The following is a 21,732-nucleotide window of genomic DNA, read 5'->3' as shown; positions in this document are numbered from 1 at the left end:
CGATGAGCGCACAACGGGTTCTCGTGGTCGGGCTCGGGAACATGGGATTGTCCCATGCTCTCGCCTACAGCCGGATCGACGGCTACGAGATTGCGGGGCTCTGCACGCGCAACATCGACGGCATGGAGCTTCCTGCCGCCTTGCGGGACGCCCCGCGCTTCTCCGATTTCGAGGAAGCTCTCGATGCCTTGAAACCCGATGTGGTGTCGATCAACACGTGGTCCGACACGCATGCGCCCTATGCCATCCGCGCCATGGAAGCCGGTGCGCATGTCTTCGTGGAGAAGCCGCTCGCCGACAATGTGAAGGATGCCGAGCGCGTGGTCGAGACGGCGATGCGCACCGGGCGCAAGCTCGTCATCGGCTACATCCTTCGCCACCATCCCTCCTGGATCAAGTTCATCGAGATCGCCAGGACGCTCGGCACGCCCCACGTCTTCCGCATGAACCTCAATCAGCAATCGAGCGGGGCCGCCTGGGATGCGCATAAGCGCCTGCTGCAATCCCTTTCGCCCATCGTCGATTGCGGCGTGCATTACGTGGACGTGATGTGCCAGATCACGAAGGCGAGGCCCGTTCAAGTCCACGGCGTCGGCACGCGCCTGACGGAGGACATGCCGGACGGCATGTACAATTACGGGCATCTCCACGTGACCTTCGACGACGGTTCGGTCGGCTGGTACGAGGCCGGATGGGGCCCGATGATGAGCGAGACGGCCTATTTCGTGAAGGACGTGATCGGGCCGAAGGGAAGCGTGAGCATCGTCATGGCCGAAACGGTCGGCGAGATCCGTTCGGACGACATCAACGCGCATACCAAGACCAACCAGATCCTGCTTCATCACGCAGCGCTCGCGGACGACGGCAGCTTCGCGAAGGCGGACGAGCGCATCAGCACAACGGACGAGCCCGATCACGATGCCCTCTGCGAGCGCGAGCAGCGCTTCCTGCTGCGGGCAATCCGCGACGATCTGGACCTGACCGATCACATGAACGATGCCGTCCGCTCCCTCCGCATCGTGCTCGCCGCCGACGAGGCGGTGCGAACCGGGCGGGTGATCTCGCTATAGAGCATCGGACGTAAATTCGAATTCACGGATACTCTAGAGTATCCGTATTGATCAAGCGGGTTTTGGAGACCAGTTTCGCTGATCTCGCAAGAGCGCATTGGCCAGGATGATGAGCTTTCGCATGATGGCCGTCAGGGCGACTTTCACCGGCTTGCCCGCCGCGCGCAGGGCTTGGTACTTAGCTTTCAGATCCGGGTTGAAGCGGGCCGCAACCAGCGCCGGCATGTACAGCGCCTGACGCAGATGGGCGCGGCCGCCCCGGATCGTGCGGCGCCCGCGGGAAGCCCCGCTGTCGCGCGCCACCGGAGCCAAGCCGGCGAGGCTGGCCACCTGGCTCTGATCGAGGCTGCCGAGTTCAGGCATCTCGACGAGCAGGCTCAAGGCAGTGGCTTGAGCAATGCCAGGAATGCTCATGAGAATCGCCAGGCGCGGGGTGAGATCCGCATCACCCAGACACAAGCTGTGAAGCTGGGCGTCGATCGCAGCCAGGTGGCGGGCAACTTGGCGCAGCCGCTGTTCGAGCTGACGCCGCAACAAGGGAGAGCCGACCACCTTCTGCCGGTTGAGAGCAGCGGTGCGATCCTTGATCAAGGCCTGGCGGGCGACCAACAGTTCCTTCATGGCCTCCAGCGTGGGGCTGAGCACAGGCCGGGTCGGAGGCTCGAGCAGAGCTCCAAAGCGTGCCAGCAGCGCCGCATCGAGCCGATCGGTTTTGGCAAGCTGACCTAAGGCTTGGGCGAAGCGGCGGGCGTGGCGGGGATTGATCTTCGCCAGCGGCAGGTCGGCACTGGCAAGGCTGCGCTCCAGCACGCGGTGATACGCGCCGGTTGGCTCGAAGACCACGCGCTGAATGGAGTACGCGGCCAGCCAGGCGATGAGGGCGCGATGACCCTTGGCGTCGTTGGGGAAGCGGCGCGTGGCTCCATCGGGATAGAGACAAACATCGAGCTGATCTTTGGCAATGTCGATGCCGGCGGTCTGTGGTATAGGATGATGCATCTTTTCCGCGTCCTTGGCTTGTCATACGGGCCATCACGCCCGGGTATCCGTTCAGGCCACGAGGAAAAGAGAGGGGCGGTCCGACTCTAGCTCGACCCGCACCGGTCTGCATCGGAACGACCCGTCCCCTCCCACCGCCAGCGAGCTCGCGTCTCGCTGGCGGTGTCCTCATCTTGCTCGATCAGGACAGGAAAATCATAAGACAAGCATCGGACCTAAAAGTGGACACCCCTTTGGGATTCATCCGATGCTCCTTCTCCTGGCTGGCGCATCGGATGAGACGGGCCCGGAGCGCCGCGTCGGCGAAAACCGGGTCCACTTTTCCGTCCAACGGTGGCTGGGTCCAGTGTCGGGCCTACCGGAGCAGCGGACGATCCCTTTCGGCCGACAGCAGACGTTGGGAGCATCAGGGCATGAGCCTGCGTCTGTCCACGCTTGGCCAGTTCGGCCAAGCGTGGACACGTTCTTGCGACTAGACGGTCGGCACAGTGCCGCCGTCGATGACAAACTCTGCACCGTGGATCGCGGCGGCGCGATCCGACGCCAGGTAGGCGATGACGTCGGCGACCTCATGAGGTTCGGCGGCGCGCCCGATCGAGATCCCGCCTAGGCTGTCGAGGACGACCTGCCGCGCCTCCTCGATGGTGCCGCCATTGGCGGCCTGGATGCGCTTCAGGAAATCCACGGACGCCTCGGTCATGATCCAGCCGGGGGAGACGACGTTGACCCGCACGCCCTTTGGACCCAGTTCCTTGGAGATCGACTTGCTGTAGGTCCTGAGGGCTGCCTTGGCGGCGGCGTAGGCCGTGGTCGCCTCGGGGAGCGGCAGGACCGACTGGATGGAGGTGACGTGCACCACCGCGCCGACGCCGCGCGCGATCATCTGCGGAATCAGCAGGCGATCGAGACGGACCGTCGCCAGAAGGTTCACGTTCAGTTCGGAGAGCCAGTGATCGTCCGTGAGGGCGATAAAGCCGCCGCCTGGGGTGGCCGAGCCGCCGATCACGTGGGCGAGGATGTCGACACCGCCCAGACGCTCGAGCGCGGCCTTGGCCAGCATTTCCCCGCCCTCGGCCGTCGTCAGGTCCGCCTGGACGAACTCGACGCCTTCGATGGGCTCCAGGCTTCCGCGGGCGGCGGTGATCACCCGGGCGCCGCCGGCCAGGAAGCGGTCGACGGTGGCGCGGCCCAAACCCTTGGAGCCGCCACTGACGAGCACGCGCTTGCCCGCGAATTCGGTCGGATCGGTCTTGAGGGTCATGCCGTGATCTCCAGGGCCTTGATGGCGTCGTTTTCGAGCGTGAAGCGGTAGGTGAAGCGGATCGGGCTGCCCTTGAAGTCACCATGGGCGGGGCCTTCGACGACCACTTGGCTGTCCTCGTGCCGGGCGGTGTCCGGCGTGAAGATCGCCTTCACGGGAACCACGGCCTCTTCAAACAAGGACCTGATTTCGGAGCGCCCCCGCAAAACAGCGCCGTTATCGCGAACGACGGCGTCGGCTGCGAAGGGTTCGAGCATGGCGTCGACGTCCAAGCGGGCGTTCGCAGCCACATACGCGGCAATAGGGGATGGAAGTTCGGGCGTCATAGGCTTGTCCTGCTTACTGCGGTTGCGGCCGGGGCGGCCGCAGGTGCGGGTGCCAGCTAAAATAGCGATGGACACATGGCGCGATAATCAGGACAATTTGGGACGTCGCATCACGGAAAGAGGGACAATCGTGCGGAGCAGCCTGACAGAATTGGACGCCGTTCTCATGGTTGCTCGCCAGGGGAGATTCCGGGCTGCGGCGCTTGAGCTCGGCGTCTCAACCACCGCGCTCAGCAATGCGGTAGGGAAGCTGGAGCGCACGCTCGGCGTACGGCTTTTCAACCGGACGACGCGAAGCGTCTCTCTCACGGAGGCAGGCCAGCAATTCGTCGCGCAAGTCGCTCCCGCTGTGCGGGATATCCATGAGGCGATGGAAGTTGCGCGCTCTCAAACGGCGACGCCGTCGGGGACACTGCGCATCAACGCCTTTCCGACTGCGGCGCGGGAGATCTTTTCTTCGCTCGTCCTACCCTTTCTACGCGCGCATCCTCAGGTTCACGTCGACATCGTCACGGAAGGTCGCCTGGTGGATGTTGTAGCGGGCGGCTTCGACCTCGGCGTTCGTAGCGCCGACCTCGTGCCGGCGGACATGATCGCACTCCCCTTGGGGGACGTGCGGCGCAATGTTGTGGTGGCCACACCGAGCTATCTGAATGCGCGCGGGACGCCCATGGTCCCGCAGGACCTCGCGGAGCATTCCTGTCTCCGCGTGCGGCTCCCCAATGGCGCGATTCACCGCTGGCCGTTCGAGAAGGATGGAAAATCGGTCCATATCGACGTCCAGGGCACCATAACTCTCGACGAGGCGAGCCTCGCGCGCACCGCAGTCCTCGCTTCCCTCGGCCTCGCCCTGGCCATGGAGTCCGACGTACGAGACGACATCGAGGCAGGCCGCCTTGTGCGCGTGCTTGAGGATTGGACGCCCACCCTCTCGCCCTTGAGCCTCTACTATCCGAGCCGACGCAACCCGACTGCCGCGTTCAAGGCCTTCATCGACTTCGCGCGGCGGCAAAGTGGAGCCAGCGGTACCCTGCGGCCGCCCCGTCGAATGCCGTCCTGAAAGTTACGCCGATTGAGTCCGGACCCTTGAGCTGTTTCCACGTCCGTAGAATCAGCTCTCTTCTTTGCTCTGACGTGTTTTTTCAAGACGCATCGGATCCCCTTCACAGAAAAGAGCGCTAGAGCATCGGAGCCAAAAGTGGACTTGCACTTTTGGGATCGCTCCGATGCTCCACTCTTGGCTGGCGCATCGTTCGACGCGGCCCTCCGGGTCCGCACGATGCGCGAGGCCTGTCCGTTAAGCCCGTGACGTGGCCACGGCGGGATTGCCCCGGGCAAGGGGCGGCAGAGGATTCCGGGCTGCGCCCTCCGCATGGGAGGACAGCGGCGTGGATTCGGAAGGCGGAACCGCCAGTGCAAAGATTTGCGTCGTCACGATCGTAGCCGCCAGAACGAAAACATAGCTCAGCACGAGCGGCAGCGCCGGCAGGAAATTGAATTGAGGGAATGCACCGAGGACGAACGGCACGTACCACGAGGTTCCCGAGACGGCGCCGGATGTCAGCAGCAGGAAGCGCTGGCCCGGGCTCAAGCCATCGAACAGAGGCCGTCCAATATGATCGTGGATCAGGGGCAGGACGGCTCGATGAATGAAGAGGCCGTTCAAGGTCAGGACGCCGACAACGACCAGCTTGGCCCAGACCTTCTGGTTCGACAGCTTGTCCGGATCAAAATAGCTGTAGAAGGCGAGAAATCCCAATCCCGTGACCCATAGGAGCAACAGGCCCGAAGCAACGATCTTGGAGAACAGGTGAATGACTTCGTAATGATCTTTGCTGACCCTACGCGGAAGAACGAACTTAAAAATGAAGATATCGAGCAGTGTTGCCGTCCCGAGACCGAAGACCAGGCCGATGAGGTGCCCTATGATCAGGCTGGACTTCAGCGTTGCCACCGGGTCGAGCATCATTCTGTCGAACAAAATTTGTGGGGACATGGGTTCCCTCCACAGACTTTGAGATTTTCGGCGAATTCTACATTGAGACGGATTTTCCGGCCGAAAATGGCGAAAACTTGGAAAATATCAATGCATTCGCAACCGAAATTAACATAGTTATGCATAAAACTGACTAGTACTTTATACATGCGTCTCTTTAGACGTGTTCGCGACTACACGTTCTTGAAGCCGAATTATCCTAGGCTACTTATGTCCAGCCGCGAAAAAATTTCTATGCAGTCGATCGACTGTTCAACCATGTATAGGCGAGGCGACATCTCTGGTCAGTTAAATGAATCACAGAGATCCGGTTCAGGCTCGGTCGTGTCGGATGCTTGCCGGATGGACAGGTCGACTTGGGGTCGACCGATCAGGAACCACGCCATCGTCGCCAGAGCCGTATCTGCAGGCTATTGGCGACGCGGAATGATGCTCTAGTCCTTCACGTAACACACGAAGCGGCGATTGCGTCCTGCGAACTCTCGCTCATAGTCCCGCGCGATCCGCCAGCCGTGACGCTCATAGAAGCGGCGGGCTCCGTGATTGTCCCGAAAGCACTCGAGGCTCTTCGCGCCGCGTGCTTCGGCCTCCCGCAGCAGAAGCGCACCGCCTCCTTTGCCGCCGGCGCCGGGGTCCATGAACAGCATGTCGATGTGCTGATCCGTCATGAGCAGGAACCCGACCGGGCCGCCATCGGCGAGCGCGACCAGCATGCGCTTCCAGGAAACCGCGAACCGCTCGCCGAAATAGGCGGCGTTCCGGCCCGCGAGCACGTCCTGTTCCAGGATATCCGCGAAGGCCGCCCCGTAGGATCGTTCGGCGATGGCCGCCAGGGCCGGAATATCCTCGGTCCTGGCCGGACGGACGATCACGATTGGCCCCTGAGGCGCGGATCGAGCGTGTCGCGCAGGGCATCGCCTAAGAGATTGAACCCGAAGGACAGGAACAGGATCGCGAAACCGGCGAAGATCGCGCTCCACGGCGAGAGCATGAGGAAGTTGCGGCCTTCCGACAGCATCAGGCCCAGCGACGGCGTCGGCGGCTGCGTGCCGAGGCCGAGGAACGAGAGCGAGGCTTCGACCAGAATGGCGGCGGAGAGCAGGAGGCTCGTCTGGACCAGGATGACGGAAGCGAGGTTCGGCAGGATGTGCAGGAAGATGATGCGTGCATCCGAGGCGCCGATGGCCTTCGCGCCCGCCACATACTCGCTTTCGCACAGGACGAGCGCCGGGCCGCGCAGCAGGCGCGCGAAGATCGGCGTGTAGACCACCGCGATGGCGGCGGCCGCGCTGTAGGTGTGCGGCCCCAGGACGGCGATGATGCCGATGGCGAGCAGCATCACCGGGAAGGCGAAGAGCACGTCCATGACGCGCATGATGATGCGGTCGAGCCAGCCGCGGTAATAGGCGGCGATGAGGCCGAGCGCACCGCCGGCCAGCAGCGCGATGCCGACCGCGATCAGGCAGGCGATGAGCGAGGTGCGATAGCCGTAGAGGATGCGCGTCAGCACGTCCCGCCCGAGCTGGTCCGTGCCGAACCAGTTGAGTTCGGAGGGCGGGCGCAGACGCCGCGCGACGCTCTGCGCCATCGGATCGTAAGGTGCGAAGAGCGGAGCCCCGACGGCGAGGATGAGCTGGATCGCCACCAGGATGACGGCGAAGGCGAGAAGCTTGTTCTTGGCCAGTTGCTTCACGGCTCAGGCCCTCACGCGGGGGTCGACGACGATGTAGAGGAAGTCGACGAGAAAGTTCACGAACACGAATCCTGCCGTCACCACCAGGATGGTGGCCTGGATCAGCGGATAATTGCGCTCGGCGATGGCGCCGAGGATCAGGCGGCCGAGCCCCGGAATGGCGAAGACCTGCTCGACCACGATGGCGCCGCCGAGCAGATAGCCGGTCATGATGCCGACGCTGGTGAGGAACGGGATCAGCGCATTGCGCAGGGCGTGCTTGTAGACGACGCGGCGCTCCGGCAGGCCCTTGGCGCGGGCGGTACGCACGTAATCCTGCCCCAGCGCGTCGAGCATGGCCGAGCGCACGAGGCGCGAGAGATTGGCGAGGATCGGCAGCGCCAGGGCGAAGGCGGGCAGCACCATGCGCTGGAGATTGCCGACGGGATCTTCCGAGAAGGGCACGTAGCCAAGCGAGGCGAAACCGGGCGCCCAGCTGGAGAGGAGCAGGATCAGCACGATCCCGAGCCAGAAGGACGGGATCGTCAGGCCCGCGATGGCGGAGACGCGCATGACCACATCGGCGGCGCCGCCGCGGGTCTGCGCCATCAGGCAACCGACCGGAACGGCCAGGACGGCCCCGACGAGGAGCGACAGAAAGGTGAGCTCCAGCGTCGGCCACAGATGCAGGAGGATCTCGGTCGAGACGGGCCGCCCCGTCCAGAGCGAGGTGCCGAAATCGCCGCGAAGGGCGGACCCGGCCCAGAGCAGGTATTGCTCGATGATCGGACGGTCGAGCCCGACGCGGCGGTTGAGCTCCGCCATGCGTTCGGGCGTGATCTCGGTGTTCGCGCCGAGCATGATCGCCACCGCGTCGCCGGGGATCATCCGGATCATCAGGAACACGATGATCGACACGCCGAAGAGGACGATGACGAGGTCGATGAGGCGTGCGAGCAGGACGCGGTTCATGCGGACGGGCTCTCTTCAAACAAAGATCCCGGCGCCGCGCGAGACGGCGCCGGGATGATGGCGGACGATCAGTAGGACGCGTTGCGCAGCATCAGGAGCGAACGGTTCGGCATCGTCTCGAAGGCCTGCAGCTTGCTGTTCATGGCCGAGAACAGGGTGCCGTAGGTCAGGTGCGCCACCGGACCCGAGCAGGCGAGCTTCTGCTGCACCTTATCGTAGGCCGTCTTGCGGGCGGCCTGGTCCTGCTGGGTGCGCGCCTGGTCGAGCAGCCCGTCGATCTCAGCGTCCGAATACTTGAACACGTTGGTCGAGCCGCCCGTGCGGAACGTGCGGTAGAAGTAGTCGTCCGGATCGGGCTGGCCGGCATTGATCGAGGCGAACAGGTCGAAATTGCTGTTGCGCCAATCCTGGATGAATTGGCCCTGCTCCTGGTTGACGAGCTCGACCTTGAAGCCTGCCTTGTTCAGCTGCTCCTGCACCACCTGGGCGATGTCCTTGATGTCCTGGCGCGGCAGGACCTTCATGGTGACGGAAACCGGCGTGGCGACGCCCGCTTCCTTCAACAGCGCCTGCGCCTTCGCGGGGTCCGGCTTGTAGCAGGCAAACTTGCTCACATCGAGCGCCCAGTTCTTCAGGGCCGGCGACAGCGGACCGCCGGGAACGCCGGCGCCGAAGAGCGCCGCATCGACGATCTCCTGGCGGTTGATGGCGTAGTTCACCGCCTCGCGCACCTTCGGATTGTCGAAGGGCGGCTTCGACACGTTCATGCCGATGAGCGTGTAGGCGAGATCCATGGTCTCGGAGAGCTTCACGTTCGGCTTGCCCTTGAGCTGCAGGGCGGTGGCCGCGTCGATGTTGGGCAGAAGCGCATACTGGCCGTTGCTCAGGCCGACCTGACGGGTCGCCGATTCCGGCACGATGTTGAACTTGAGGCCTGCGAGCTTCGGCATGCCCTTGTCCCAGTAGGCCTCATTCTTCGTGAGAAGAATGAACCCGTTGGGCTGCCATTCCTGGAACTTGAACGGCCCGGTGCCGACAGGCGCCTTCTGCAGGGCGTCCTTGTTCGCTTCCATGCTGCCCGGCACGATGGCGATGGTGGCGAGCGAGCTCAGGAGCGCGGCGGACGGCTCTTTCAGCTTCAGCTCCACGGTCGTGGCATCGACCGCGTTGGCGCTCTCGACCGCCGAGAGGCGGCTCGCGAGCGGCGAAGCGATGTCCTTGCTCAGCACGCGGTTGATCGAGGCGACCACGTCCTGGGCCTCCATCGCGGAGCCGTCATGGAATTTCACGCCCTGGCGCAGCTTGAAGGTGTAGGCCTTGCCATCCGGAGCGACGGTCCAGGATTCGGCCAGCCCCGGGACGATCTTCAGGTCCCTGTCGACGGCCGTGAGGCCCTCGTAGATGTTGCCGTTCACCACCATGAAGCTCGGAAAGGCCGTGATGAGATGCGGATCGAGACCCGTGGGGCCGTTATCCGCGCCGATCTCCAGAACCTGAGCCGAGGCGGAGGCCATTGCCGCCACCATGAAACCTGCACCGATTGCGCTGCGCAGTGCTGACCTGACCATGCGTCTTTTCTCCCTTGGAAGCCGCCGTGGATTTATAGGCCATCGGCGGAGACCTGTCATGGTCCAATATCATACCACTCTGGACCAGTTCAGCGCCTGTGCTATGGTCGACCGAGGAACCCAAGCATCCCGGAGCAGCCCATGTCGCAACGCCCCCTCGTCAAAGCCATCGGCGTGATCAGCGGCACGTCCATGGACGGCATCGACGTGTCCGTCGTGGATACGGACGGCGACACGGTCGTGAAGCCGGGGCCGGGGCGGACCTTCTCCTATCCGGAGGATCTGAGAAAGACCCTCCAGACGCTCATCGCCCAGCCGGAGCGGGCGCAGAGCGAGCCGTTGGAGGATCTCGAGCGGGCGGTGACGGACGCGCATATCGCGGCGATCCGGCGCTTCATGTCGGAGACCGGCATTTCCACCGGCGACGTGAGCCTGATCGGCTTTCACGGTCAGACCGTCTATCACCGGCCGGAGGTGCGCTTCACGCGGCAGCTCGGCCTCGGCGACCGGGTGGCGGCGGCGCTCGGCATCGACACCGTCTATCGCTTCCGCCATGCGGACGTGGCCTCGGGCGGCGAAGGCGCGCCGTTCGTGCCGCTCTATCATCGGGCCCTGGCGAGCGGGCTCGCGCAGCCGCTCATGATCCTCAATCTCGGCGGGGTCGGAAACGTCACCTATATCGACCGCGATACGGTGATCGCCTTCGACACCGGCCCGGCGAGCGCGCTGCTCGACGATTTCATCCTGCGCCGCCGGGGCTTGAGCTTCGACGAGAACGGCCAGCTCGCGGCCTCCGGCAAGGCGGACGCGAAGCTCGTCATGGAGTTCATGCTCAATCCCTTCTTCGACCGCCCCGCCCCGAAATCCCTCGACCGTCAGGATTTCCATGCCCGCGCCAAGGGCGTGGAGACCCTGTCCGACGCGGACGGGGCCGCGACCCTGGCGGAGTTCACGATCCAGTCCGTCATCGCGTCCTTGCGCCACGTTCCAGGCGCACCGCAGCGCTGGCTCGTCACCGGCGGCGGACGGCGCAATGCGCATTTCATGAAGCGCCTGCACGCGGAACTCCGCGTGCCCGTCGACCCGGTCGAGGCCGTGGGATGGGACGGCGATTTCCTCGAGGCGCAGGCCTTCGGCTATCTGGCCGTGCGCTCCACCCTCGGCCTGCCCTTGAGCCTTCCCACGACGACGGGCGTGCCGCATCCCATGCCCGGCGGTGAACTGAACCGCGCGGCGTGAACCGGCCATGTCCCTGACCGCCCTGATCGACCGGGCCTTCACGCCCGCCGCGGAATCCGTTCGAGCCGGCAACATTCCCGGCGCCGTGCTCGGCATCGTTACGGCAGACGGCGAGCGGGCCGTGCAATGGACGGGATATGCGCAGATCGAGCCGGAGCGCGAACTTGTTTCCCGCGAGACATGGTTCGACCTCGCGTCCCTCACCAAGGTGATCTTCACCACGACGCGCATTCTGCAGCTGGTGGAAGCGGGCCGGATCGCGCTCGACGATCCCCTCGTGACGGTCATTCCCGATCTTCGCCAATATGACATGAACGCGGCGGAGCGGCGGCTCACCTTCCGTCAGTGCCTCGCGCACCAGACGCACCTGCCGGCCGTCGAGCCGCTCTACACCTACGGCCAGGACCCGAACACCCTGCGGGCCTTCATCCTGCAGCGCGTCTGGCAAAGCGGGCCTCCCGTCTACTCCGACATCAACTTCATGCTGCTCGGCATCGCCATCGAGCGCATCACCGGACAGGCGCTGATCGATCAGCCCTTGCCCGAACGCTTCTCGTTCCGGCCCGACCCGAAGCTCTGCGCCGCGACCGAGAAGGACACGTGGCGCGGACGCGTCGTTCGCGGCGAGGTGCATGACGAGAACGCCTTCGCCCTCGGCGGCGCCTCGGGCCACGCGGGGTTGTTCGGCACCATCGACGGGGTGCTCGATTTCGCCCATTCGCTCCTCGACGGGTCCGCCCTTTCGCCCGTCTCCATCAAGGCCATCCGCACGCGCGAATCGGAGAAGCGCACGGTCGGATGGGAGGGCTTCCATCCGGGCTGGCATGGCGGCGATTCCTGCTCTCCCGACACCATCGGCCACACGGGCTTCACGGGCACCGGACTATGGGTCGATTTCGAGCGCGGGCTCGCCTGGTCGCTCCTCACCAACCGCGTCCATCCGAGCCGTCACAAGGACAGCGGAATCCTTAGCCTGCGCCGTGCAACGGGCGACCAAGTGATCGCGTTGTTCGACCGAACCGAACGACTTTAAGGATGCCGACAGAAAGTTGATCGCTGGCCCTGCCCGGCTTTACTCGGGCCGTTGTGGAGCGTCACCAACTGGTCCTATACTGGTCTGGAAGAAAGTTGGCACAATGGCGACAGAACATTTCAGCACCCGCTACCAAGATCTCGACACGTGGCCGAGCCTCGACGTCCTCTCGGCTTTCTACGAGGGCCAGCTCGCGGCGGTGGCCGCCGTCCGGCCCTCCCTCCCGGCCATCGCGGCCGCGGCGGAGGAGGCGGTAAAGCGCCTGCGCCGGGGCGGGCGGCTCGTCTATGCGGGAGCCGGCACCTCGGGCCGCATCGGCGTCCAGGACGGAACGGAATTGCCGCCGACCTTCAACTGGCCTGACGACCGGGTGGTGTATCTGATCGCCGGCGGCACGGGCGCCATCATGCAGGCGGTCGAGAACGCCGAGGATTCGGTCGAGGAAGGCATCGCGGGAATCCGCGACAACGGCATCGGTCCGGACGATGTGGTGATCGGCGTCGCGGCCAGCGGCCGGACGCCCTTCACCATCGCGGCCTTGAAGGAAGCGGCCTCGCGCGGCGCGCAGACCATCGGCATCTCCAACAATCCCGATACACCCATTCTGGAAGCCTGCTCGCACCCGATCCTCGCCGATACGGGCGAAGAGGTGATCGCCGGTTCGACCCGCATGAAGGCAGGCACGGCGCAGAAGGTCATTCTCAACCTCCTGTCCACCCTGATCATGGTCCGGATGGACCGGGTCTATCGCGGTCTCATGGTCAACATGCGGGCCACGAACGCCAAGCTGCGCCGCCGCAGCGAGATCATGGTCTCGCAGATCACCGATTGCGACGATGCCACCGCCATCGAGGCGATCCGGCAATCGGACGGCGATCTGAAGACGGCCGTTCTCATCGCGCTCGGCGCGAACCTTGAGGATGCGCGCGGCGCGCTCGCGCGAAACGGTGGCAATCTGCGCAAAGCCCTGGCAGACTTCACCAGGACTGCATAAGGGCCGGCCAGTCAGCCGGCTGAAACAAGAGGCGACGGGTCATGGGGCTGGGGCTTGGCATCGACGCGGGCGGCACCGCTACGCGCTGGCGGCTGGCGGATCCGAGCGGCCAGTGCATGGCTCAAGGGGCCGTCGCTCCCCTGACCGGCCACCTCTTCTCCGCCGCGGCCGAGGAGCGCGCCCGGCAGATCGTCCTCGACATGGCCCAGGCGGTGATGAAGCAGGGCCGGCCGCTCGGCATCATCGCGGGCATCACGGGGCTGACCCGCGACACCCCGGCCGAGGCGACCATGCGGGCCCTCTTCGCGGAGACCTTCGAGCTCGCACCCGACAAGGTCTTCGTCGCGGAGGACATGTGGATCGCCTACCTGTCCTATTTCGCCCTGGGCGAAGGTATTCTGGTCTATAGCGGCACCGGCTCCATCGGCTATTACCTGTCGGAGGACAAGGACGTCATCCGGGTCGGCGGGCGCGGCAACCTGATCGATGACGGCGGCTCCGGCTTCTGGATCGCCCGCGAGGCCCTCAAGGCCGTGCTGCGTGCCGAGGAGGAAAGCCCGGGAGCGGGCTGGACGACGATCCTCGGCACCTGTCTGGCCAAGGCGCTCGGCGGCACGGACTGGAACATCGTGCGATCCTTCGTTTATGGCGGCGACCGCGGCAAGATCGGCTCTCTCGCCCGCGCCGTGGGCGAAGCGGCCCAGGCCGGCGACGGGACCGCCCTGACCATCCTGAAGGATGCGGGCGAGGAGCTGGCCCGCCTCGCCAATGCGCTGATCAAGCGCCTCGGCCCCCGGCCCGTGGCCTTGGTGGGCGGCTCGGCGCGCCTCCACCCGCTCCTGTCCGATTCCTTCCGGAAGCAGCTGGTGGCCCCGGTCGAGTTCATCGCCACCGACCTTGACGCGGCCCTCACGGCGGCCCGGCTGGCAGCCACGCTCAACAAGGTGTGATGCAGGATCAAGGTCGCCCTCGTGCGGCCGCCCGATGCGACAAGCGCTCCGGTGGAATCCCCTATGGCAGGGGATGGCACCCTCCCCCGTCATGGCCGTTCCCGGATCAGGTCCGGGAACGGTTCGGCCATCGCGTCAGCGCCTGGAACGACACCCTCTCCGTCATGGCCGGGCTCGTCCCGGCCATCTCGATTGTGTGAAGCGCGGCGCTCCAAGGCATCGGGATCACCGGCACGGGTCCCCGGATCAAGTCCGGGGAGGTGATGACGCGGCGGGTGTGGGAAGCGTGATGTTATGTTCTCACTTTGTTCTTGACAGGGGGATGAACCTTGGCTATATCGTTGCACAGCCTGATCCGACGAGGGGCGCGCTTCGCGAGGCGTCGCACGGTGTGGGATCCGGCACGGTCCTGTCCGCCGGTCACGCAGCCGGCGGCAGGAGGCCCTTGGCAGCCCTGCGCTGGTCCAAGTCGAAACGCCTAAAAGAACCGTGCGCGAAGCGGCCTTCCGGCTATTCTAGCTAATCTCCATAAGCGAGCCGGACGGCCCGTCGCGCCACCCTCGATCCCTGAAAGGCTCGCAGCGCAAGCTGCGGGCCCCAAGGTGCTGCTCTTTGACAGGAACCGATCAACGTGCACCCGGGCCGTCATGGCCGGGCCTGTCCCGGCCATCCCGATCCGGTGAGGCTCGGCGTCAGGGGATCGGGATCACCGGGCCCGCCTCGCCCAGCCCCTGGGCCGGAAGAGCTTGCCTAATCGGCCCTGCTCGTCCAAGACTTCCCGCATCGTATCCAGATCCGAGACGATTTCAGCCATGCATGCTCTCTTCGTGGGCCAGACCTATATCGACGTGACCTTCCTGGCGGACGAGCTTCCGACGGGGGATGAGAAAACCGTGGCGCGTGATTATGCGATCTCGTTCGGCGGCAACGCGGTCACGGCCGCCTTCGCCTGCGCCAAGCTCGGAATCGCGCCGGACCTTCTGACCTCCATCGCCGACGACTGGCTCGGCCGGATGTTCATCGACATGGCGGCGAAGTACGGCATCTCGGTCCACCACAGGAAGGTCCATGAATCGTCCCTGTCCTTCATCATGCCCCGGGGCGGCAAGCGCGCCATCGTCCGCTGCCGCGACGATCACTATCTGCACCCGGTGCCGCCACTGAACCTCCAGGGCTGCAAAGCCCTGCATCTCGACGGCCACCAGGCCGACGCGGCCATGCACTACGCGAAGATCTGCCGCGAATCCGGCATCCTGACCTCGCTCGACGGCGGCGGCCTGCGTTCCAACACCCATGAACTCCTGGAATTCATCGACGTCGCCATCGTGGCCGAGCGTCTCTGCGAGCAGATGGACCTGAGCCCGTCCGGGATGCTGGAATACCTCAAGAGCCGCGGCTGCAAGATCGGCGGCGTGACCTTGGGCGAGCGCGGCCTCGTCTGGTACGACGAGACCGGGCAGGAAAGCGTCCTGCCGGCCCTGAACGTTCCCGGCGACGCCGTGGTGGACACCAACGGCGCCGGCGATATCTTCCACGGCGCCTATGTCTATTCCGCCATGGCCCGCCCCGACCTGCCCTGGCGCGAGCATTTCATCTTCGCCCGCGCGGCATCCGCCCATGCGATCCAGCATCTCGGCAACGAGGCGAGCCTGCCGAGCATCGAAGACATCTCGCAGGTGCAGGAGCGCTACGCCGAGCGCAAGCTGGCCGCCTGAGCCCTACGCCCTCTCCCGATTGCAGCATCGGACGGCGCTCCCACGTTACGCCCGATGCCCGCCCCTTTCACGAGAGCGTCATGTCGTGTCCCCGAGATTCCATCGGCGCGTGATCCGGACAGATTCGAGAAACGCCCCGTCGTGACTGACGATCAAGAGCGCCCCGTCATAGGCGCGCAGCCCCGCCTCGACGGCTTCGATGGAATCGATATCGAGATGGTTCGTCGGTTCGTCGAGAATCAAGAAGGCGGGCGGCTTCGGCCCACCCAGCACGCAGGCGAGGCCCGCGCGCAGCAATTGCCCTCCGCTCAATGTTGAGACGGGCTGCAACGCCGCATCGGCCCGGAACATGAAACGGGCCAGAGCGGCCCGGCAGGTGTTCTCGTTCGCATCCGGATTGATGCGGCGGAAATTGTCGCGGATCGTGAGAGACGGATCAAGCAGGCTCACCTGCTGGTCGAACAGCGCGAATTCCGTCATGACCTTCACGCTCCCGGTCCAGGCCTGCAGCTGCCCGGTGATCAACGCCAGCAACGTGGTCTTGCCCGATCCGTTCGGCCCGGTGACGGCGACGCGCTCCGGCCCGACGATGGTGAACGAGAGATCGCGCAGGATCGGCCGCTCCGGCTCGTAGCCGACGCTCGCGGCATCAATAGCGAGAACCGTCCTGCCGGCAGGCAGATGCGTCGGCGCAAGCACCACGGAGAACGGCTGCAGGATCTCGATGCGTTCGCGCGCGGAAGCAGCCTCCTCGTGAGCCTGCACGCGACGGCGCTCGGCAAGGCGGGCGTTGCTGCCGCTCGTTTCCTCGCTGCGGTTCTTCAACCCGTTCATGAGGATGCGCGGCATGTCACCCCTGGCGCGTTTTCGCTTGGCCGCGCCATCCTTGCGCGCCTTTCGCTCGACGACCTCCTGCGCCTTACGGTCGATCTCGGCCACACGCTTTTCCGCGTCCGCCAGATCGCGCCGAGCCGCCGCGAGTTCCAGCGCCTTGCGTTCGCGGTACCGGCTCCAGTTGCCGCCGTAACGCGTGGCACCGAGCGAGGTCAGCTCGACGACGGCATCCATGGTGTCGAGCAGTTCGCGGTCATGGCTGACGACGATCGCTCCTCCCCTCCAGCGTTCGAGGAGGTCCAGCACCGCGTCGCGTCCGTCCCGGTCGAGATTGTTCGTCGGTTCGTCGAGGAGCAGGAAGTCGGGCTTGGCGAAGATCAGCGCCGCAAGGCGGGCTCGCGTATTCTGCCCGCCCGACAGGTTCGACAGAAATGTCTCCGGCGGCACGTCGAGTCCGACGTCCGCGAGAGCGGAAGCCATGCGAGCCTCCAGCGTCCAGTCGGCGCCGGCCAGTTCCTCGGCCGATGCCTCACCGGTCTCGGCGCGGCGCAGGAGCGCCAGCGCATCGACGGCACCGAACAGGGACGCGATGGTCCCGGCCGGGTCGATCTGCACCGTCTGGCGCAAGATCCCCAGGCTGCCATGAACGGTGACGCTGCCCGCATGGGGCGGCAGCGCGCCGGTGATCAATCGGAGCAGCGTGGTCTTGCCGACGCCGTTGCGGCCGACGAGCCCTGTCCGCTCCGGACCGAAGCTCAGGTCGAGATCGGAAAGGAGGGAGCGCCCGTCAGGCGCGGACCATGAAAGATGGGAGAGAGTGATCGAAGCAGGCATGGAAATGGATGTCCCCGGTGGCAAGGCAGGTCGGCATTGCTGTCCGGTTGAAATCCATTGCGGCACACATCCTGTCGAAACGAACGCCTCTCGGGCGTCCGGTGTCACATATACAAAAGGCTGCGCCCCGCCGCAAGTTTGCGGCCGGGCGCTTCCTCGTCACAAGGCCGTCAGGCCGCCTTCTTCTGATAATCCTTCACGTCCGAGAACCGGATCGCCTTGTAGCGGTCGACCTCGTACTGAAGGTTGAACATGTTCGGCGCCATGAAGACCGGAGCGTCGTCGAGGTCCCGCGCCATGGACGACAGGTGGCTCTCGATGAACTTGTCGAGCTCGCGCGGATCGTCCGCCGTGATCCATCGGCAGATCGAGAAGCGCGTCGGCTCGTAATCGATCGGCAGGCCGTATTCGGCCGCGAGCCGCTCCTTCAGCACGTCGAGCTGCAGCGCGCCCACCACGCCGACGATGGCGCCTGAGCCGTCCTGCGGCACGAAGAGCTGAACGACGCCTTCCTCCGCCATCTGCTGCAGCGCCTCGCGCAGCTTCTTCGCCTTCATGGCGTCCTGCAGCTTGATGCGGCGCAGGATCTCCGGCGCGAAGCTCGGCACGCCGCGGAACACGATGTCTTCGCCCTCCGTGAGCGTATCGCCGATGCGCAGCGTCCCGTGGTTGGGAATGCCGACCACGTCGCCCGCCCAGGCCTCATCCGCGATGGCGCGGTCCTGGGCGAAGAAGAACTGCGGCGAGTTCAGGCTCATGGGCTTGCCCGTGCGCACGAGCTTCACCTTCATGCCGCGCTGGAGCTTGCCCGAACAGATGCGCATGAAGGCGATGCGGTCGCGGTGATTCGGATCCATGTTCGCCTGGATCTTGAACACGAAGCCCGACATCTTCGGCTCGCCCGCCTCGACAAGGCGCTTGTCGGCCTCCTGGCCGCGCGGCGGCGGCGCATAGGAGGCCAGCGCGTCGATGAGATCGCGCACGCCGAAATTGCGCAGAGCCGAGCCGAAGAACACGGGCGTGAGATGGCCTTCGCGGAAGGCCTGCAGATCGAAGGGCTTGCAGGCTTCCTGCGCCAGCATGACCTCCTCCTGCCATGCATCCGCCTCCTCGGGCGGCAGCAGGCTCATCAACTTCGGATCCTCCGGGCCCGCGACCTCCGTCGGCTCCTCGTCGGTATCGATGCGGCGGACCATGTTGCGGCGCAGGTCGAAGGTCCCGGCGAAGCTCTTGCCCTGGCTGATCGGCCAAGTGACAGGCGCGGTGTCCAGCGCCAGCGTCTTCTCGATCTCGTCGAGCAGGTCGAAGGGGCTGCGCGCCTCGCGGTCCATCTTGTTGATGAAGGTCACGATGGGGATGTCGCGCATGCGGCACACCTCGAAGAGCTTGCGCGTGCGCGCCTCGATGCCCTTCGCGGCGTCGATCACCATGATGGCCGAATCCACCGCCGTGAGCGTGCGGTAGGTATCCTCCGAAAAGTCCTCGTGGCCCGGCGTGTCGAGCAAGTTGAAGACGCAGCCGCCATACTCGAAGGTCATGACCGAGGTCACGACCGAGATGCCGCGCTCCTTCTCGATGCCCATCCAGTCGGACCGGGTGGAGACGCGGTTCTTCTTGGCCTTCACCTCGCCGGCGAGCTGAATCGCGCCTCCGAACAGCAGGAGCTTTTCGGTCAGCGTGGTCTTACCCGCGTCCGGGTGGGAGATGATCGCAAAGGTGCGGCGGCGGCCCACGGGGGCCGGAAGATCGGTCATGGCGGTCAAAAATTCTCTGGGAACGACGGTGGGGACAGAACGCCGCAGCGCCCCGCCCTTTTGCTGTGCTCTTCTCACCCCATATGGGGGTTTCCCGTCAACAGCGAAAGGAGGTGATCCAGTGTCTCATTGTCATACCCTACGGTCCCCGGTTGCCGTGACCTGGATCTTGGCCTCTGCCGAGATTAGTGCGTAACGCACAAACTGGCCGGCTTTAAGCGGGCCGTGGAACCGACAATGGAAAGGCCGCCTCTCGGGGCGGCCTTTCTTTTTGGTCTGGAGCTGGCTCCAATCTCTAGCATCGTCCCGAGGGCTACGAGGGTCAGCCCGGTGTGACCCACTCCCTTTACGCCCCGAGCAGCTTGCCCGTCCGCTTGGCCGTGGTGCCGGCCACCTTGGCGATCCGCATGCCTTTCGTGGCGAAGCGCACGGCGACCCGGGCGAACATCACGCCATCGGTAGGCGCCTTGGCCGGGGTTACGGCGCCGGTCAGCGGGTCGATCACGTCCGCCAGGACCTCACCCTCCTTCACCTTCGTGCCGATTTCGGTCCTGAACACCAGGATGCCGTTCTCCGGAGCCTGCACCGGTTCGGAGGCGGCCAGGGGGGTCGCCCGGCACAGGGCCTCGGGCACCTGGGGCATCTCGCCGGCGATGGCGCCGCGCAGGATCAGGTAATCGATCATCGCGGCCGCATCGGCTTGGCCGGTTTCATGGGTCACGTCGCGCTCGCCCCGGAACTCCAGGGTCGTGGAATGGCAGGCGAACGGGACCGGGCGATCCGGAAAGCGGTCGGCCAGCTCCGCCCAGGGGCGGCTGCAGGCCTCGTCGAAGGGCTCGTCGCCCGATTCGTCGGCAAGCAGATAGGCATGGGAGCCGATCAGCGCGGAGAGCGGGGCGAATTCCTCGGCCGAGCGCGTGTGGGTGTAGAGATGCACCACGGCTTCCGAGTCGCAGTGCAGGTCGAGCACGATGTCCGCCTCCTGGGCGAGGCCCAGCAAAGCCTTCTTCATGACCTCGGCGGCGTTCGACGGCTGCCAGGCCTCCAGCTCGGCCCGCAGGGCTTCACGGATCAGGCGGACATTCGCCTCGCCGTCCTGCGTAAGTTGGCCAGAGATCCGCTCGGCCACTTTCGGGACGAGGTACGGATAGCCCCGGTTGAAGTTGACGCCATCGGCGAGATGGAAGCGGCCGATATGGTCCCCCATCACCCGCTGGGCGAGGCCGATGGGATTGGCGGCGGGCACGAGGACGATCTCGCCCTTGATGCGTCCCTCGGCCTCGAGAGCCGTCAGGCGCTCGCGCAGGTGGTGGGCCGCGATCATGCCGGGAATCTCGTCGGCATGGAGCGAGGACTGGACGTAGATGCGGGGACGGGCCCCTGCCTGTCCGAAGCGCTGAACCGTCAGGGACAGGTTCGCCCCGGGGGCGAGAGGCGAAAGAGCAATCTGTTCTGTTTTCATATGCAACCAAAAGGTTTCCGACGCGGGAGACGGCCACACCGTCCCCATGCGTTTCCAGCAGTGCCTTCAGGTAGCCTGCCACCCTTGCGATTGGAAGATGAAACGCTGCGGATTCGACACGATGGCGGCCAATCCCTCCAGGGCCGGTTCCGGGTTGACGATGGCGTAGACCGGCACCTTGCGGGCCCAGGCATCGTGCGGCGCCTTGCGGTCGAACGCGTCCCGGAAGTCGCCCGACTGGAGAATGTCGATCATGCGGGGGGCGATGCCGCCCGCGATGAAGACGCCGCCGGAGGATTCGAAGGTGAGCGCCAGATCGCCGGCAAAGCGGCCGAGGAAGCGCGAGAAATGCCTCAGCGCATCCACCGCCAGCGCGTTGCCTTCGCGGGCTGCCGCCAGCACGTCGTTCGGGATCGTGAAGGGGCAGTCCACGCAGCGATGGGCGGCCAGCGCCTTGGCGATTCGGAACAAGCCGGGGCCGGACAGCACGACCTCTCCCGAGATCCGCCCGCCGACCCGCTCCAGATGCGGCCAGATGGCGGTCTCCTCGTCGTTCGTCGGCCCGAATTCGATGTGACCTGCCTCCGTCGCGAGGATCGCCAGGCGATCCTCGACGGGGACCAGGGCCCCTGCCCCGAGACCCGTTCCGGGTCCGAGCACGACCCGCGCGCCGTGCTTGGGTGGCGCGAACGTCCCGATGGGGGCAAGGTCGCCCTTGGCCTCGTCGAGCACCGCCACGGAGGCGGCGACCGGCGTATAATCGTTGACGAGGGTGACGCGCTCGAGGTCCAGCGCCTTGCCGATGGCTTCGGCATCGATCACCCAATGGGCATTGGTGAGGCGGATCGCGGGCGCATCGACGCGGGTCGCCACGGCGATGATGGCCGAGCGGGGCGCGGGGCCATCATAGGCCTCGAGCGCTATCCTGATCGCTCCGACCGGATCGGGCGTCTGCGCCGTCAGCGTGCGCGGCAGGAGTTTGACGGCCGCTCCAGGCGCGGGCAGCACGGCGAAGCGGGCATTGGTCCCGCCGATATCCCCGAGCAGAACAGG

At 65.4% G+C, this 21,732-nt stretch carries 20 protein-coding genes; 8 read left to right on the top strand and 12 right to left on the bottom strand.

The genetic code is table 11. The annotated features are described in order from the left end of the window. Nucleotides 1-2: 2 nt before the first annotated feature. Nucleotides 3-1,070 carry a Gfo/Idh/MocA family oxidoreductase gene (locus tag U0023_RS10680; RefSeq protein ID WP_322883781.1) on the top strand — a complete coding sequence of 356 codons (1,068 nt, stop codon included), beginning with the start codon at nt 3-5 and terminating at the stop codon, nt 1,068-1,070. 51 nt (nt 1,071-1,121) lie between these two features. Here U0023_RS10680 and U0023_RS10675 read toward each other — a convergent pair whose 3' ends face one another. The 3 genes from U0023_RS10675 to U0023_RS10665 form a co-directional block, all read right to left on the bottom strand. Continuing rightward, on the bottom strand, nt 1,122-2,069 hold the full coding sequence (locus U0023_RS10675) for an IS110 family RNA-guided transposase (RefSeq protein WP_009489281.1): 948 nt from the start codon (nt 2,067-2,069) through the stop codon (nt 1,122-1,124). A gap of 472 nt (nt 2,070-2,541) precedes the next feature. After that, nucleotides 2,542-3,330 carry an SDR family oxidoreductase gene (locus tag U0023_RS10670; RefSeq protein WP_009493215.1) on the bottom strand — a complete coding sequence of 263 codons (789 nt, stop codon included), beginning with the start codon at nt 3,328-3,330 and terminating at the stop codon, nt 2,542-2,544. Further along, complete coding sequence (locus U0023_RS10665; protein ID WP_009493216.1) at nt 3,327-3,656, bottom strand: nuclear transport factor 2 family protein; 330 nt, start codon at nt 3,654-3,656, stop codon at nt 3,327-3,329. The genes U0023_RS10670 and U0023_RS10665 overlap by 4 nt, the downstream gene beginning before the upstream one ends. Before the next feature lie 67 nt (nt 3,657-3,723). Between U0023_RS10665 and U0023_RS10660 the strand changes: the two genes are divergently transcribed. Next, nucleotides 3,724-4,716: a LysR family transcriptional regulator gene (locus tag U0023_RS10660; RefSeq protein WP_210161044.1), complete on the top strand. Its 993-nt coding sequence runs from the start codon at nt 3,724-3,726 to the stop codon at nt 4,714-4,716. A gap of 237 nt (nt 4,717-4,953) precedes the next feature. Here the strand turns inward: U0023_RS10660 and U0023_RS10655 are convergent, their stop codons facing one another. From U0023_RS10655 to U0023_RS10635, 5 genes are all read right to left on the bottom strand, one after another. Then, entirely contained in the window at nt 4,954-5,652 is a 699-nt protein-coding gene (locus U0023_RS10655; protein ID WP_009493218.1) for a hypothetical protein, read from the bottom strand. A 434-nt stretch (nt 5,653-6,086) separates the two neighbouring features. Further along, nucleotides 6,087-6,524: a GNAT family N-acetyltransferase gene (locus U0023_RS10650; protein WP_009493219.1), complete on the bottom strand. Its 438-nt coding sequence runs from the start codon at nt 6,522-6,524 to the stop codon at nt 6,087-6,089. After that, nucleotides 6,521-7,345 (bottom strand): ABC transporter permease, encoded by an 825-nt coding sequence (locus U0023_RS10645; protein ID WP_009493220.1) that lies wholly within the window; start codon nt 7,343-7,345, stop codon nt 6,521-6,523. The genes U0023_RS10650 and U0023_RS10645 overlap by 4 nt, the downstream gene beginning before the upstream one ends. 3 nt (nt 7,346-7,348) lie before the next feature. After that, nucleotides 7,349-8,296, bottom strand: coding sequence for an ABC transporter permease (locus U0023_RS10640; protein ID WP_009493221.1), 948 nt, complete (start codon nt 8,294-8,296; stop codon nt 7,349-7,351). A 68-nt stretch (nt 8,297-8,364) separates the two neighbouring features. Continuing rightward, nucleotides 8,365-9,864 carry an ABC transporter substrate-binding protein gene (locus U0023_RS10635; RefSeq protein ID WP_009493222.1) on the bottom strand — a complete coding sequence of 500 codons (1,500 nt, stop codon included), beginning with the start codon at nt 9,862-9,864 and terminating at the stop codon, nt 8,365-8,367. A gap of 141 nt (nt 9,865-10,005) precedes the next feature. Between U0023_RS10635 and U0023_RS10630 the strand changes: the two genes are divergently transcribed. The 6 genes from U0023_RS10630 to U0023_RS10605 all read left to right on the top strand — a co-directional run bounded on the left by U0023_RS10630 (nt 10,006) and on the right by U0023_RS10605 (nt 15,795). After that, entirely contained in the window at nt 10,006-11,103 is a 1,098-nt protein-coding gene (locus tag U0023_RS10630; RefSeq protein ID WP_009493223.1) for an anhydro-N-acetylmuramic acid kinase, read from the top strand. Nucleotides 11,104-11,110: 7 nt separating this feature from the next. Then, complete coding sequence (locus tag U0023_RS10625; protein WP_009493224.1) at nt 11,111-12,136, top strand: serine hydrolase domain-containing protein; 1,026 nt, start codon at nt 11,111-11,113, stop codon at nt 12,134-12,136. A gap of 103 nt (nt 12,137-12,239) precedes the next feature. Then, nucleotides 12,240-13,130, top strand: a complete 891-nt coding sequence (locus U0023_RS10620) for an N-acetylmuramic acid 6-phosphate etherase (RefSeq protein ID WP_009493225.1) — start codon at nt 12,240-12,242, stop codon at nt 13,128-13,130. Nucleotides 13,131-13,171: 41 nt separating this feature from the next. Next, nucleotides 13,172-14,080, top strand: a complete 909-nt coding sequence (locus U0023_RS10615; protein WP_009493226.1) for an N-acetylglucosamine kinase — start codon at nt 13,172-13,174, stop codon at nt 14,078-14,080. Then, nucleotides 14,080-14,280, top strand: a complete 201-nt coding sequence (locus tag U0023_RS10610; RefSeq protein WP_009493227.1) for a hypothetical protein — start codon at nt 14,080-14,082, stop codon at nt 14,278-14,280. The genes U0023_RS10615 and U0023_RS10610 overlap by 1 nt, the downstream gene beginning before the upstream one ends. A 612-nt stretch (nt 14,281-14,892) precedes the next feature. After that, the gene (locus U0023_RS10605; protein ID WP_009493228.1) at nt 14,893-15,795 is read left to right on the top strand and encodes a sugar kinase; all 903 of its coding nucleotides are present in this window, start codon (nt 14,893-14,895) and stop codon (nt 15,793-15,795) included. 78 nt (nt 15,796-15,873) lie between these two features. Here U0023_RS10605 and U0023_RS10600 read toward each other — a convergent pair whose 3' ends face one another. From U0023_RS10600 to U0023_RS10585, 4 genes are all read right to left on the bottom strand, one after another. Continuing rightward, on the bottom strand, nt 15,874-17,463 hold the full coding sequence (locus U0023_RS10600; protein ID WP_009493229.1) for an ABC-F family ATP-binding cassette domain-containing protein: 1,590 nt from the start codon (nt 17,461-17,463) through the stop codon (nt 15,874-15,876). A gap of 170 nt (nt 17,464-17,633) precedes the next feature. Then, nucleotides 17,634-19,217 carry a peptide chain release factor 3 gene (locus U0023_RS10595; RefSeq protein WP_009493230.1) on the bottom strand — a complete coding sequence of 528 codons (1,584 nt, stop codon included), beginning with the start codon at nt 19,215-19,217 and terminating at the stop codon, nt 17,634-17,636. A 346-nt stretch (nt 19,218-19,563) separates the two neighbouring features. Beyond that, entirely contained in the window at nt 19,564-20,679 is a 1,116-nt protein-coding gene (locus U0023_RS10590; RefSeq protein ID WP_040639271.1) for a succinylglutamate desuccinylase/aspartoacylase family protein, read from the bottom strand. A 66-nt stretch (nt 20,680-20,745) separates the two neighbouring features. Then, nucleotides 20,746-21,687: a glucokinase gene (locus tag U0023_RS10585; RefSeq protein ID WP_407667397.1), complete on the bottom strand. Its 942-nt coding sequence runs from the start codon at nt 21,685-21,687 to the stop codon at nt 20,746-20,748. Nucleotides 21,688-21,732: the final 45 nt, after the last annotated feature.

This window comes from Microvirga lotononidis (assembly GCF_034627025.1).
GTDB classification, from domain to species: domain Bacteria; phylum Pseudomonadota; class Alphaproteobacteria; order Rhizobiales; family Beijerinckiaceae; genus Microvirga; species Microvirga lotononidis.
Note: the sequence above shows the minus strand (reverse complement) of the source record. Positions and strands in the feature narration are given on the sequence as shown.